We start from the raw sequence: 13,982 nt of genomic DNA, 5'->3' as shown, positions 1-13,982 counted from the left end.
TGTAACAAATGTCAAAACCTAGAATATTATACAATAAATCATAATAAAGGGAGGCATTTCAATGGCTGTCAGAAAAATTTGTGTTCAGGAAATTACGACCTTAAACCGGACAGAAACCTTTACGGTCACCTGTACAACCCCGTCCTTTACACCGATCGGTCTAGGTTCCCCGTCGGAGGCCAATGCTGTTCTTTACAATGCGGCGTTTACCGTCAGTCCTGTTCCGACCATCTCTTTTTCCTATGATGTTCAGTTTAAGTATGCTTTCTTACAAAACGGAGGGACATTTGAAGAATTTTGCGATGTATTGAGCAATTCCGGTGCACTAACCTTTAATACCGGTGTAACGTCCTGCGATTGTCAGGATGCGTTCTCCATTACTTCCTCTATCGCTATCGACCCTGCTGCAATCACAACCACCCAGGATCCTAATACGGTTTCTGGTCCTGTAACCGTCAGTTTCACCCTGAACAACCTGTGTGCCCAGACCATCATCTGCGTAGAAGATACTATCTGTCCGTAAGAAAAAGTAAGGGCGAGATGCGGCAATACTGTCGTTCGCAAATTGGTTCTTTCATAGAAGTTTACATTAAATGTCCCTTTCCTAAATAGAGTAACTAAAACAGCTTTAGGCAACAGAGTGAAATCTATGGAAAAACAGGAACTGTGGATTGCTGCATGGGCAGATCCTTTTTACAGAAATTTTCAAGGAGACACCAATGGAAAAATATGATTCAAGATTTTTTGTTTACAGTGACCCTAAAATGGACTATATGGTTTATGAACTTCCTCCTACTTGGTGGAGCAGATACTATGAGTATGAATGGGCCAGTAAATTTACAGGAGCTGAGGATACTGTTTTAGATGCTGGCTGTGGAATCTGTCACCCTTTTAAATTTCACCTTTCAGATGTTTGCAAAGAAGTTCATGCCTGTGATCTTGACAAAAGAATACTGTCACCGGAAGCGATCATAAATAACATTTTAAATGACTGTGGGAACAAAGTGTCTAAACCGGCTTTACTTGCCTACTGTCAAAAGATCCGTTTTAATCAATGCAGTATTACGTCACTTCCCTATGAGGATAAAAAGTTTGATAAAATATTTTGTATATCTGTTTTAGAACATATGAGCCCTCAGGACATAAAACTGTCCCTCGGGGAGTTTAAAAGAACCCTAAGGGACAACGGCTTAATCGTTCTAACCTTTGATTATCCTACTATTAACCTGGAACAATTTAAGGACACGGTCAATGAAGTTGGACTCAATTTTGTTGGAAGCTTTACTTTCAACATGCCTGAAGATGCAGTCACATCCAATTTGTGGGGTAAACTTTATTGCTACAGAACAGTTCTGAAAAAACACCAACTGTAACTGCCGCAAAGAGGGGTAAAAGACCCCTCTTTTTCCATATCTGAAAAGGAATCAGGCAGACATCCGAATGGTATAGGTACTGCGGCAGGGATTGATGAAACCTGTAGCCGATATAGTTTAGATTTGGCATGGAGGTATCAACCTTTGCACCCCCAAATTCCACCCCGATGATACCGACTAACGCCCGGGGAAATGAGCAGGCTACTTTTTTCACCAAATCCTGGTCAATTGTTTATCCACTTAACTTAAAAAATGATAACGGGGTGAAAATGATTATCTATACTAACAATGAGAGAGCCCTGTTAAAATAAGGCTCTCTCATTGTTTATATATTCACAACGTACGTTTTTGTATTAGACCGAGCACACACCCGTTCTTGAATCTTACTTGAGCACGAAGCACTTTATGGCATATATTTTCTGTGTTTCTAATTCTTCTTTCCCGCGGCAGTCGGAAGTTTCCCAGGGATAGAAAAGCAACAACTCCATTAGGAGACAAGGATCTCCCCCAAAAACAACCTGACGATAACAAGCATGGCCATATTTTAGGGATGATAACGCTCACAAAATCAATCCTACTCCAGCGATTCGTAAAGTTTTCCCCGCAGTATTTTTAGTTCCTCTTTCAACCGCTTGTTTTCGGCTTCCAGTTCCTTGATGCGCTTATTCTTCGCAGTAATAATGATGTCCTTGCTGGCATCGGTCATTTCCCGTTTTATCTGCTTCGGAGAAGGCGCGGCCGCCTGCTGCTTACGGAGATTCTCGATGCGCTCCTTGATCTCCTGGTGGGTGTAAAGATAAGACTTACTCACCCCGGCCTTCAGAGAAACACTGTTGAAGTTGATTTTCTCCCCGGCTTTAATCAGCCTCTGGATGGCCTCGTCAATCTTTTTCACGGTTTCCTCGCTCTTGCGCCGGGCGTGTTTTTTCAATCCCTCCGTGTTACGCTGGTGCTTACCGGACATTTAAACGTTCCTCCCCCACGTACTCCCGCCCTTTTTCCCTGCTAAGTGTGGATATGGCCTTCTTTTATCTAATTACCGCCCCTTCTGGTGGCCGGCCCTTACGTTTTCCGTCCAAACGAACAAACAACAGTTTTTTAGGGTTATTATACGGCATGCTTTTTTCTTTAACTTCATCAACTACGGCTTGAACCACCGCGGCTACCTCGTCGGTAATGGGTACGCGGTGGTTTAACACCTGAGTTTTGGGAATATCGCCGCAGAGCCACCAGCCTGGGCGGTACGGTCTAGACAGTTATCATACCGGAGGTTCAGGATATCGGAAATGCGCCAGCCCGTAGCGCGGAGGAGAACAACTATCGGGATATACTGCGAAGGTGTCAATTGCTCCAGATTTTCTTCCAGTTGTTTTAGAACTCCTTCAGGGATAAATTTAATATCCTCTTCCGACCTGATAGCACGTTTAGGAAAATCTTCTTTGAATAACAACGAAAAGTGGGGTTTTTCCGGCGCCTCCGGGTATCCGGCCCGCTGGATGTAGTCAAAAAAGCCCCGTAGGCTGAGTAGACAATCACGATGCTGTTTTTGCCAGCCTTCTGTATATGATCGGTACCACGCCAAGTAATTTTCCATGTCTTTACGTGATAACTTCTTTAGGTCCTGCCAATGAGGATATTGTTCATGTATAAATCGCAGGAACAAACGCAGGGCTATTAAGTCTGTATTACATTGGCTATATGACCGAATACCTACTCGCACCTTCAGGTATCTTTTAGCCAGAGGCCGGAAGGGAAAGGGAATGTCCTCAAAAGAAAGCAGGTAACGAGATTCGTTTTGGGTATATTTCGCTCCCGGTATTTTCCGCACGTCCCAGACGTTCTTTTCAAACTCCTCCCGGTCGTCGTAGAAGTTGAGCATAAACTGATATACTTGCTGTAACAGAGTTTCGTATTGGGTACTGGATAAACGGCCTTTTTTGTTGACCGAAACCCCCTGTTCAACCAGATAAGAACGCCACCTGGTCATAACTATCTCTATCTTAAAATCCGTAAAACTTCCGATTCCGGGATAAACCTGCTTCAGAAAGTCAGCCAAGCGGGCAAAGCAAGTTCCGTAAGAGACCGCCGTTTGTAACCGCAAGGTATATTCACGGAGGCGGTGAATAAAGAAAAACTTGACCTCTTCCTTAATACCTGGCTGCAGGCGGGAAAAGTCAATAATCTTATTGGGTAGTGTCCAACGTTCAGGCCGAAACTCGTCAAAGATGGGGTCGGTAATATCCCACCTGTCTTTTTCCCAGTATCCCGTCAGCGTTTCCTCGATTTCCCGCCATTTTTCTGGCGTCGGAACCGGCCTATATACCGTGCTCACTATTCAGAACCCTCCTTTTACTGTCGTTTAAGGCGCATCATTTCCTCTGCCTTCTCCCAATCCTGGCGCAGGTCTTCGTCGCTCGGGTGCAGGTAGATTTGCATGGTGGTCTGAATCTGGGCATGTCCTGCCCGTTTTTGCAAGTGTTCCGGCTTCCAGCCGGTCCGGCGCAGTTCGGTCAAGGAGCTGTGCCGAAGAATGTGGGGGCTGACGTCAATTCCCGTTTTGGCCTTCAACCTGCGAAAGAGAGAGGCGACGTCCTGGTACTCCATGGTTGGTACTTGTTTTCCCCGGACAGCTTTATAAAAACATGGTTTGTATCCACTTCGTCTGTGTGGAATTCAGCCACATAGTCAAAAAACAGGTTGATCAAATCCGGTGAAACGTCCACCGTCCGGGGGCTGCAGATGGTTTTAATTTCGGCGAGGTTGGGAAGTTCACCCCTATCCCGGATATGGATCTTTTGTCCGTCGGGCTCAAAGTCTTCCAGCCACAGGGCCAGGGCCTCGCCGATCCGCATGGAGCTTTTCCACAAAAGCTGGATTAAAAATTTGTCCCTTAAGTTTGAACAGGCATCAATCAGTTTCTTTACCTGCTCTTTGGGTATAGTCTTTGGTCTGGAACGGCGAACCTTCACCTTTAAAATCTTTGCCGGATACTCCTTGTCTTTATTGACGTGGTAGAGGAAGTCTTTAAAGCCCCTCCTGCTCCCGGGGATGGTCTTTTTAAGCCTCTCGGAAAGCTGGACGCTGTAGTCTCGTGGCGCATGAGGTAGTCGTAGAAATTAAGGACCGTGGAGATTACGGTGTTCACAGTGGCTGGCTTGCGGGGGGACATTACGGGTGTCGCCGGGATTACTTTCAGATTCCCGTAGGATTCTGGAGCCAGCGCATGAAGTCGGCCATGTCGTCTATGTTGATTTTACGGTAATCCAGCTCCTCCTGCTCAAGGAACTCGAAAAAGAGTTTCAGGTGCTGGCAGTAAGCGCGTAGGCTGTTTCGAGCAGCTCCACTGTTATCTTTGAACTTAATGAACCGCATGACGGGAAGGACGGGCTCACTATCCGAACCAACCAGCATATACCGGGTTTTCCCATCAGGAGTTGTAACCGTTTCCACCCTCACTGAGATGCACCACCATCAGAAACAATATTTTCTATATTATACTACCAGTACTATATTAACATAATACATTTAACTAGTATTTTAAGAATAAAATAGGGATAAACCCTTTCTTAGAATACTATAAGGTCTATCCCTTACCCTAGTGTATTTAACACCAGTCACCCCGTTGCTATTTAATTATTAAGAGGTTTGACCTTGGAAGAAGATATTTAACGTCACGGCACTGGCGGCGTTAACAGCGGCATAGTATAACCGGGCGTACTTCAGGAATGTGGTAGCGACAAAGGTTGCCATAGAATTCTGGTTTATGGTAGTGTTGCTGACTTCGTCCACCCAGGTGGTGCCGTCCGGGCTCAGTTGCAGCCTAACCAGTGCCTGTGCGTTGGCATCCAGGGAGTTGTTAACCACACCAAAGGTCCAGGTTGCAACACCCAGGACAGTGTAGGTTGTGTCGGGTGAACCAGCTGTATTGGTAACGCTTGCCCTTGTGGCGGATACATCTGTGGTTGCCAGTGTGCTGGCCAGCGTACCTGTAACCAGTAATCCGTTGGTGGGTGGTGTAATGGATAAACCGCCGGCCGGTGCAGTGATGGACAGGCCGGTTGAAGTAATGGTTAACCCGCCGGTGGGTGGGGTGATGGATAAACCACTGGCCGGAGCCGTCACTGTCAGCCCGTTGGCCGGTGCAGTAATGGACAGACCAGTTGAAGTGATAGTTAACCCGTTGGTTGGCGGCGTAATGGATAACCCGCCGGTGGGTGGGGTGATGGATAAACCACTGGCTGGTGCCGTCACCGTCAGCCCGTTGGCCGGTGCGGTGACTGACAGACCGGTTGACGTAATGGTCAAACCGTTCGTTGGCGGAGTAATAGATAATCCGCCGGTGGGTGGGGTGATTGCCAAACCGCTGGCAGGAGCCGTCACTGTCAGACCGTTGGTAGGAGCAGTAATGGCAAGACCGGTTGAAGTAATGGCCAGGTTACCGGAGGTGTCTGTGTTGAAAGCAACGTTGTTACTTCCATAGATTTTGATCCTCGCGTAATCTGGATTGTCTTGGAAAATTTTGAAGTTAGGCATAAGATTAACCTCCCGTGTAATTTATTAGCAATATATGCCTTTATATAGAATATTTTCAGTAAGTGTGGAAAGTTACAACTTTAATGCATAATTTATAATAAAAAATGTTACAAGGAGATCACCTATGGGCAACCGGATTAGTTTATGTATGATTGTCAAAAACGAGGAAGGGAATATACGCAGGTGCCTGCAAAGTGTAGCCGGTGTGGTTGACGAAATCATTGTGGTTGACACCGGTTCCACTGATGCTACACCCGAAATCGCACGGGAAATGGGAGCGAAGGTCTACTCCTATGACTGGAATGAAAATTTTAGTGATGCCCGGAATGCATCGATCCAGCGGGCGACGGGGGAGTGGATTTTCTTTTTGGATGCCGATGAGGAACTGGCCCGTGAGAGCAGGGATGTTCTGGCCAGGTACACCGCCGAAAAGAATGTGGAAGGCTACTTTATCAAAATTATTAATTATATTGGAGCTGACGGCTGGGCGGAAACCTGTCCGGATGTGGTTTTTCGTCTTTTCAGAAACAGGCCTGAATACAGGTTTCGTGGCGCTATCCATGAACAAATTGCAGATGTCATTCTGGAGAAAAATAAACAGGCCTCCTACGGAATGGCCAATGAGATCGTGATTATGCACTATGGTTACTTAGATAGTCAAATAGATCAAAAGGACAAAAAGAACAGAAACCTGAAAATCATTGAAAAAGAGCTGGAAAGTCAACCCGGAAATTACCTGCTGCGGTATCACTATGGTGTTGAGCTGTTTCGTCTTGAAAAGTATGCAGAGGCAACGCAGGTTTTCGTTGAAACGGCCAATCATACGGATCCCCAAACTATTTATTTCCCTAAATTATTACGATATATCGTCCTTGCCTACCATTCTGCGGGGCAGCCGGAAAAGGCCCTCGATACCATTGCACAGGGGCTGCGGGTCTTTCCCGATTATGCAGATCTCTATTATTACGGGGGCCTTTGCCTTCTTGCTCTAAAGCAATACATGAAGGCAAGAGACCTTTTCCTGCATGCTGTTTCCTTACCGGAACAACCGCCTCAATATGCATCCTTCGGAGGAGTCAGGGGTTTCCGTGCCTTCTATTTTTTAGGTGATATTGCTGAAACGTTTTTAAATGATGAAGAAGCTTTAGACTATTACCTTAAAAGTTTACGGGATAATCCAAATTTCCAACCTGCCCTGGAAAAGATTATTAAAATTTTAAACCCCCGGTCAAATCCTGAATATACCAGGGAGTGCCTGGAAAAAGTATTGGATCTTAGTATACCCCAGGCCAAACTGGTGCTGGCCAACATCTTCTTCCAAGAGGGGGCCTACCGGTTGGCCTTGGATTTTCTGGAGGAAGCGATTCAGACCGGCAATGGGACAGCTGAAATCTTATACCGGAAAGCATTTTGCCTGATTCAGGAGAGGCGGTTTTTGGAAGCCCTCAGGATATTAAGCGGCTATAGCCCGGACAGTTATCTTTACCCGCTGGCAAAATTAAATGAGTTATTTTGTTTTTGGGTTCAAGGGAAAAGGAAAAAGGTTCTTTCCATTATAGAAGAAATGCGTGCAATGGGCTTATCAGAGGAGACGGATAATGTGTTAAAACTTCTTATGAAGATCCAGGAGAAACGGAAGACCGTTCGGAAAATGTATCTGGGGGAAGAAGGGATGGCTCTTCTGCTGGATCTGATTAAAAGATTGCTTAATCTAGGGGAACCTGAGAAAGTAAACGAACTGTTAAACCGGGTAAACCCTGATTGCCTGGCAGAGCGTAAGTGGGATGTTATCTTGCTTTACCATGAAGCCGGATGCCGGGAAAAAAGCGTGGAGTTATTAGAAGAATATCTGACCGTTAGCCGCAGCGGGGAGGCCCATTTTCTTTTGGCAGAGGCCTACCGGGAATTGGGGAATCCGGCGGCAGCTGACCTTCACTACCGCCATGCCATAGAATTGGACCCCCACCAACCAAGATACTATCTTAAACAAATAGAACTTTATGAGAACTGGCGCGAAAGGCTTGGGAAAGAATTAGCAGATGGGGATCAACGGAACGGCGAAATCACAGAGGAGGTCCATCTGGAATGAACAATACCGTTACTCTGGCTATGATTGTAAAGAACGAGGCGGGCAACCTCGGCGACTGCCTGGAAAGTGTTAAAGACCAGGTGGATGAAATTGTCATTGTGGATACAGGTTCCACCGACAACACCCTGGAGATTGCGGGCAGGTATACCGACAAAATATATACTTACCCCTGGCAGGGAGATTTCAGCGCGGCCCGTAACTATGCCATCGCCAGGTCCGGCGGGCAGTGGATTTTATACCTTGATGCGGATGAGAGGTTGTTTTGTGAACCGGGCCAGTTAAAGAAGACGGTTATAAAGGATGACCAAATTGAAGCGTATCTGCTGCCCCTTGATTATCCTATTAACGAATCAACCGGAGAATATAATCGCTTTCTGGTCCTGCGGTTGTTTAAAAATACAAAGGATTATTACTTCGCAGGCCGTATACACGAGCAGGTTATTATTCATAAAAATGAGGCCGTTGGATTTACCCAAGACATCATTATAAAGCACCAGGCAGTCTCCCCGAAGGAGCGGAATCGCAAAAGAGGCCGCAATTTAACCGCATTAAAGGAAGCATGCGCCGCAGAGCCGCAGAACTTTTTTCTTCAATATTACCTGGGGATTGAATGGCTTGGTCTGGGTAAACCAGCTCAAGCCCTGCCGTTCCTGGAAAGTGCCTACCGGAATATCACCGATAACCATTTGCATTTCCGCATGCCGGCCCTGCGGTACCTTCTTACCTGTCTCAATGCCCTGGAAAAGTTTGATGATACCATATGTCTGGGGCAGGAGGCAGCCCTCCGGTATCCCCAGTACACGGATATCTATTACCTGACTGGGATTGCTCTGGAAGAGAAAGCAGAGTACAAACTGGCTGTCAAATGGTTTGAAGAGGCTGTCAAATGTGGCGTCCCTCCGGTCTTATACACGCATATGCAGGGGGCAGGCAGCTTTCTTGCTTACTATCACATGGGATATTGTTGCCAAAACATGGGCCGGCCGGACGTCGCACAGACCTGTTATGAGCAGGCCTTACATGTAAATAAAAGCTACTATTACCCGGCCACCAGTTTGTTTTTATTAATGCTGACCCATCATGGGCCCCGTTTTACCTTTGATTATTTTAATGAGAAAGGTTATTTAAACCATACTCCCATTGCTCTAAGTATTGCAGAGTTATTTTTTAGTTACGGCTATCCTGGTTTAGCAAAAAAGTGTTTGGAAGGCTCGGAAGTCAGCCGGCATATGACAGAAGAGATTTTATTTCACCTGGGGCGCTACCGTATTTATTCCGAAAATTTCCAGGAGGGGTTAATTTGTTTAGATCGTATCCCCGGAGACAGTCAATTCTCAAACATGGCGGTAACCCACAGGTCCGTGGCACTCCTGTTAACGGGTTGTCTAAAGGAGTGCCGGAACCTGGCCCTGACCATGTGGAAAAACAAACAATTAAGGCCCACTTCCAGGGTACTGTTGGGTTTGTGTCGTTTCATGCAACAAGGCGGCATGGCAATTCAAGGTATGCAGGGGAACGAGGAAGAGCTCGTACAATGCTCTCTGCACCTGCTTGATTTGTGCTATCACTATCTACCGGATCGGCCCGGTGATGCATGCAAAAATCTGGAACGGCTAATTTCACATTTGGAAACCTTATTAATTACGTCTCCAAAAGGGATTCAAAAATTGGAACAGTTTTATCAAGACAAAATGAATGCTGTACGGGAGTTGTTCGATTACAAATTCCAGACCGGTGGAGTCGGCGTATGAGTGAAGGAATGAAAGTAAGCCTGTGCTTGATTGCAAAAAATGAACAGCACTGCATTTTGTCCTGTATTGAGAGTGTTAAACATTTGGTCCACGAAGTCGTTGTGGTGGATACGGGGTCTTCAGATGATACGGTTCTTCTTGCCCAAAAAGCAGGTGCCAGGGTCTTTCATATCGCATGGACCGGTGACTTTGCCCAGGCCAGAAATTTTGGTCTGGAGCAAGCAGCGGGCGATTGGATTCTGGTTCTTGACGCCGATGAGGTTCTGGCGCCCGGAAGCACGGAAGAGTTTCATCAATTACTAAATGATGCAGAGGTTGAAGGCTATTTTTTAACGATTATCAATTTTCTTGGCAACGGCCAGGAGTTTACCACAGATAAAGTGGTAAGGCTGTTCCGGAATAAGCCTTCCTATCGTTTTACCGGTGCTATTCACGAGCAGGTGGCGCCTTCGATTTTAAAAGCAACCGGGGGTAAGGGGCTGGTAAGCGCACCTGTTGTGATTCATCATTACGGTTATTTAGACGCAGAGCTGGCTGAAAAAGATAAATTCAGCCGAAACACTTCCATAATATACAGAGAACTGGCAAAGAACCCTGGGGACCCGTTTCTTTTATATTCCCTGGCCCTTGAACATTTCCAAAGGGGGCAAGTTGCCGAGGGGGTTCGCTGTCTGGAATGGGCACTGTCCCAAATGAAGGGATCAGAGGGGTATTTTGAGGATGTTCTTGTGCATACAGCCATCGGTCTATGGGGATTGGAGAATTTGCAAAGACTTCTTGATTTTCTCAATAACTCGCTGTCGATGCTGCCCGAACAAGGGGATTTGTTATTGATCAGGGGAATGACATTTCTAACCCTTAAACAATATGCAGAAGCCGCTGGGGATCTGGTGCATGCCTTTAAAACCGGAAGCAGCAAACTTTTCCCTCAATATAAAATTCTCTGCCTGGCAGGTGATGCTTTCAGTTTATCCGGGGATTTCATAAAAGCAGAAGAAAATTACCTGTCGGCACTTAGAATGAACACCCGTTTTCTTTATCCGTTACTACAGTTAATAGGGTTAATCCAAAGGGGTCACCTCTTGTTAGATTGTGACAGGTTGGCACGGTTTTGTCCACTTAAAAATAAAGATTCCCTTTGGCGGGATTTACTGTCGGGCGGTGGCACGTTATTGGCCCTGATTGTATTGTTGCTTGAAATTTATCATTTAGCCGTAGATCCAGACCAGGAATTCCTGCTGTGGCAATTAAGCGGGGAACTGGTTAGTTTGGTCGAGAAACTCGACTCTCTACCCGCCAGGAAGCCGGTCCATGAATACATTTCTGTTGCCAGTCGGGAAATTCACGCCTATGCTTTAATAATCGATAAGGGATACCAAGGCAGGTATTTTTGTGCCTTAGACAAGATGAAAGATCTGGTAATTCGTTTGCTTTTAATGTTTATGAGAGAATGCTGCCCACAGTGGAGGTGGACACCCCGAAACCGGCATTTATTCGTTCAGTGGAAAGGTGATATGAATGACAAAAAGAGTTATGGTGGCAAGTCCTGTCAAGCAAAAAAAAGTAATCCTGAAAGAATTTCTAGAGTCACTGGAGAAATTGGATAAATCAGGCCTGCAAATGGATTTTGTCTTTATTGATGATAATAACGATCATTCTTTGTTGGACAATTTTGCCAGGCAAAAGGATAATGTGCGGATTATTAAGGTAAAGTCCCTTGATAAATATATTTGTGATGAGCAAACACATTACTGGCACGAGGAACTGATCTGGAAAGTAGCCGCCTTTAAAAATAAATTTCTCGAGATGGCTTATGAAGAAGGTTACGATTATTTATTCCTTGCCGATTCTGATTTATATCTTCATCCCAAAACGATCAAGCATTTAGTCTCCCTTAATAAAGACATTGTTTCCGAAGTCTTTTGGACCAAGTGGGGGCCTGACCTACAACCCTTGCCCCAGGTTTGGGTAGCGGATCAGTACCAGTTATTTCAGGCACCAAGGGGTCATGAATTAAGTGAGGAAGATGTAAAGAAGAGGACACAGGAATTTCTGGATATGCTATCAAAGCCCGGTACCTATAGGGTGGGAGGTCTGGGGGCCTGCACCTTGCTCAGCAGGAAGGCCCTGTCCATGGGAATTTCCTTCAGAGAGATTTATAACGTCGGATTATGGGGGGAGGACCGGCATTTTTGTATCAGGGCGGTGGCCCTTGGCCTGGAATTGTATGCCGATACTCACTACCCACCTTTCCATATTTACAGGGAGTCGGAGCTTGGTGAACTGGCTGTATATAAAAAGAAGATCCGTTCAGGACGTAGGAAAACAGGGAAGACAAAAAACAATATAGGAACAGAACCGGGAAGTAAAATAACACTGGCTATGTTAGTCAGAAATGAGGCGGGCAGATATTTGGAAAGGGTTCTGAAACAGGCCAAACGATATATCGATAACGCCGTGATTCTGGATGATGCCAGTGAGGATGAGACGGTAGAGGTCTGTAAAAAGGTTTTAGATGGGATTCCTTTGACAATGGTTTCTAATGAAACTTCTTGCTTTAATAATGAAATTTTTCTAAGAAAGAAACTATGGCAAATGGCTGTTGATACTGAACCAGATTGGATTTTAATCCTGGATGCCGATGAGGTTTTTGAAGACAATGCTGCGGAAGTGTTAAAGGCACTGGCAAAACGAAAGGATCTGTACTGGTACGCCTTTCGGCTGTTTGACATGTGGACTGAAACCCACTACCGGGAAGATCAATACTGGTGTGCCCACAAAACCTTCCGACCATTTATGGTCAGGTATTTTCCAGAGTTTGATTACCGCTGGCGGGAAACCCCTCTCCACTGCGGTAGGCTTCCCATAAATATTTTACATTTAAAAGGTGAAAACCACCCTCTGAGACTGAAACACCTGGTTGGATGAAACCGGAGGACCGGCTGCATAAATATTACCGCTACAAAAAGCTGGATCCCCGGGCTCATTATGGTATCGCAGAACAATATGAGTCCATTCTGGATCCACGCCCCAACCTGGTTCCATGGGGTTCAAAATAAGAAGGAAAGAAATACCTGTACAGCCGGAGAAGAAGTTGCCTGCCCGTAACACGAAATACAGTTTTGGCAGAATAAGTCACAGGTGGTGTTATTAAAGACATATACTACAAAAAAGACATGAGGTGCAGTCTTATGACCATTTTTAATATACGGGCAACGAAAGACACCTTTGTGATAAGTGATAAGAAATGCCGGCCCCAGTGTCATTCACCTTGTTTGCCTGTGGGAAAAACGGGCTTGGGATATATGTTTTATACTCGCTTTATTTCATATATTTTTTTTGACCTTTCTGAGATCCCGGGTGATGATGAAATTACCTCGGCTAAATTAAAAATCTCTCTTTATGATCCTCCTTGTCTGGGGCACCCGCCTGATTATATGGGTATCCAGGCATTGAAAGAACCTTTTCGGGATTGTTATACCAATTATCAAAACAGACCGGCTGTGATACCCCACTCTTTAAAAAAATCCCTATTTACAGTTTAAAGGTATTTACCATTGATGTTACAGATTTTGTAAAGGCTTGGCATTCCGGTAAGTGGGAAAACCAGGGGTTGGCACTTGTGCCTGTGCAGCTGGATACCAACGGTGTTATCCTTTTCTATAGTTCAGACAGCCCGAATATGTCGCAGCATCCAATACTAAGGATCAGTACAGTTGCCAGGGGCCCGTGCCAAAAACCATGTACAGTTAACCAAGAAGAAACCTATACTGTCAAGAAATTATGGGGTTTCAGCAAGTCACATGAAATCTGGGACTACACAATTTACAGTTATATTGTAAAAAATATTGGAGAAAAAAAGATACTGGTTCAATTACAATTCAGCCCCGATAACGTTGTTTTTTTGGATGAAGAACCTGAAATCGAGCTGTTGCCGGGACAGTCACGCATTATGGTAAGCAGCTTTTTTGCCCGTTACATCAGACTTAAATTTCGTCTTGCCCCGGGTGAGACCGGGGAGGGAACTTTAAAAGTTTGGTTACAGGCCAGGCAGTAAGACGGATTAAAAAGCATCAAAGGGAATATCCAAAAGGGGATAACTTTTGCGCCCGTATTCTCGAAATGCCACCACTCGCTGCCGATTCTTTTGAAACCGTGCCTCACCATAACACTTCCCAGCAATTCCCTGTTTTTGATCTGTTCTTTGGTCACTGAAAAAATAAAAGCTCCCGTTCT

General features: G+C 45.4%; 12 protein-coding genes and 2 pseudogenes. 8 read left to right on the top strand and 6 right to left on the bottom strand.

Translation table 11 applies throughout. The annotated features are described in order from the left end of the window. The first annotated feature begins 61 nt into the window (after nt 1-61). A complete protein-coding gene (locus P378_RS09490; RefSeq protein ID WP_099083076.1) occupies nt 62-523 on the top strand; it encodes a hypothetical protein in 462 nt (153 codons plus the stop codon). A gap of 196 nt (nt 524-719) precedes the next feature. Next, nucleotides 720-1,373, top strand: a complete 654-nt coding sequence (locus P378_RS09485; protein ID WP_099083075.1) for a class I SAM-dependent methyltransferase — start codon at nt 720-722, stop codon at nt 1,371-1,373. Between the two features lie 574 nt (nt 1,374-1,947). Here P378_RS09485 and P378_RS09480 read toward each other — a convergent pair. The 5 genes and pseudogenes from P378_RS09480 to P378_RS09465 form a co-directional block, all read right to left on the bottom strand. Continuing rightward, nucleotides 1,948-2,337: a DUF6262 family protein gene (locus tag P378_RS09480; protein ID WP_099083074.1), complete on the bottom strand. Its 390-nt coding sequence runs from the start codon at nt 2,335-2,337 to the stop codon at nt 1,948-1,950. Nucleotides 2,338-2,401: 64 nt separating this feature from the next. Further along, nucleotides 2,402-2,530 carry a hypothetical protein gene (locus P378_RS22920; RefSeq protein ID WP_274378680.1) on the bottom strand — a complete coding sequence of 43 codons (129 nt, stop codon included), beginning with the start codon at nt 2,528-2,530 and terminating at the stop codon, nt 2,402-2,404. Between the two features lie 35 nt (nt 2,531-2,565). Continuing rightward, nucleotides 2,566-3,705: a site-specific integrase gene (locus tag P378_RS09475; protein WP_099083073.1), complete on the bottom strand. Its 1,140-nt coding sequence runs from the start codon at nt 3,703-3,705 to the stop codon at nt 2,566-2,568. Between the two features lie 17 nt (nt 3,706-3,722). Further along, nucleotides 3,723-4,829 (bottom strand): annotated as a pseudogene (locus P378_RS24100) (tyrosine-type recombinase/integrase). A 180-nt stretch (nt 4,830-5,009) separates the two neighbouring features. Continuing rightward, entirely contained in the window at nt 5,010-5,906 is an 897-nt protein-coding gene (locus P378_RS09465; RefSeq protein WP_099083072.1) for a DUF6385 domain-containing protein, read from the bottom strand. Between the two features lie 124 nt (nt 5,907-6,030). Here P378_RS09465 and P378_RS09460 point away from each other — a divergent pair, with 124 nt between their 5' ends. The 6 genes and pseudogenes from P378_RS09460 (at nt 6,031) to P378_RS22915 (ending at nt 13,803) form a co-directional block, all read left to right on the top strand. Beyond that, entirely contained in the window at nt 6,031-7,995 is a 1,965-nt protein-coding gene (locus P378_RS09460) for a tetratricopeptide repeat-containing glycosyltransferase family 2 protein (RefSeq protein WP_099083071.1), read from the top strand. After that, nucleotides 7,992-9,746, top strand: a complete 1,755-nt coding sequence (locus tag P378_RS09455; protein WP_099083070.1) for a glycosyltransferase — start codon at nt 7,992-7,994, stop codon at nt 9,744-9,746. The genes P378_RS09460 and P378_RS09455 overlap by 4 nt, the downstream gene beginning before the upstream one ends. Beyond that, a complete protein-coding gene (locus P378_RS09450) occupies nt 9,743-11,353 on the top strand; it encodes a glycosyltransferase (RefSeq protein ID WP_099083069.1) in 1,611 nt (536 codons plus the stop codon). Before P378_RS09455 ends, P378_RS09450 begins: the two co-directional genes overlap by 4 nt. Further along, nucleotides 11,265-12,805, top strand: a pseudogene (locus P378_RS09445) (glycosyltransferase). The gene P378_RS09450 and the pseudogene P378_RS09445 overlap by 89 nt, the downstream one beginning before the upstream one ends. Before the next feature lie 132 nt (nt 12,806-12,937). Continuing rightward, nucleotides 12,938-13,291: a DNRLRE domain-containing protein gene (locus tag P378_RS21560; protein WP_274378679.1), complete on the top strand. Its 354-nt coding sequence runs from the start codon at nt 12,938-12,940 to the stop codon at nt 13,289-13,291. After that, nucleotides 13,219-13,803, top strand: a complete 585-nt coding sequence (locus P378_RS22915; RefSeq protein ID WP_274378678.1) for a DUF6385 domain-containing protein — start codon at nt 13,219-13,221, stop codon at nt 13,801-13,803. Before P378_RS21560 ends, P378_RS22915 begins: the two co-directional genes overlap by 73 nt. Here P378_RS22915 and P378_RS24095 read toward each other — a convergent pair. Continuing rightward, nucleotides 13,722-13,958 carry a M15 family metallopeptidase gene (locus P378_RS24095; protein ID WP_207654017.1) on the bottom strand — a complete coding sequence of 79 codons (237 nt, stop codon included), beginning with the start codon at nt 13,956-13,958 and terminating at the stop codon, nt 13,722-13,724. The two genes, P378_RS22915 and P378_RS24095, sit on opposite strands and share 82 nt — an antisense overlap. Between the last annotated feature and the right edge of the window lie 24 nt (nt 13,959-13,982).

The sequence above is a fragment of the Desulforamulus profundi genome (assembly GCF_002607855.1).
This window is presented reverse-complemented; position numbering and strand designations above follow the sequence as displayed.

Bases quoted from the DNA above. Each gene is read 5' to 3' on its own strand.
- P378_RS09480 (WP_099083074.1), bottom strand. From the start codon at position 2,337: ATGTCCGGTAAGCACCAGCGTAACACGGAGGGATTGAAAAAACACGCC.
- P378_RS09460 (WP_099083071.1), top strand. From the start codon at position 6,031: ATGGGCAACCGGATTAGTTTATGTATGATTGTCAAAAACGAGGAAGGG.
- P378_RS09455 (WP_099083070.1), top strand. From the start codon at position 7,992: ATGAACAATACCGTTACTCTGGCTATGATTGTAAAGAACGAGGCGGGC.
- P378_RS21560 (WP_274378679.1), top strand. From the start codon at position 12,938: ATGACCATTTTTAATATACGGGCAACGAAAGACACCTTTGTGATAAGT.
- P378_RS09450 (WP_099083069.1), top strand. From the start codon at position 9,743: ATGAGTGAAGGAATGAAAGTAAGCCTGTGCTTGATTGCAAAAAATGAA.
- P378_RS09485 (WP_099083075.1), top strand. From the start codon at position 720: ATGGAAAAATATGATTCAAGATTTTTTGTTTACAGTGACCCTAAAATG.
- P378_RS09465 (WP_099083072.1), bottom strand. From the start codon at position 5,906: ATGCCTAACTTCAAAATTTTCCAAGACAATCCAGATTACGCGAGGATC.
- P378_RS09490 (WP_099083076.1), top strand. From the start codon at position 62: ATGGCTGTCAGAAAAATTTGTGTTCAGGAAATTACGACCTTAAACCGG.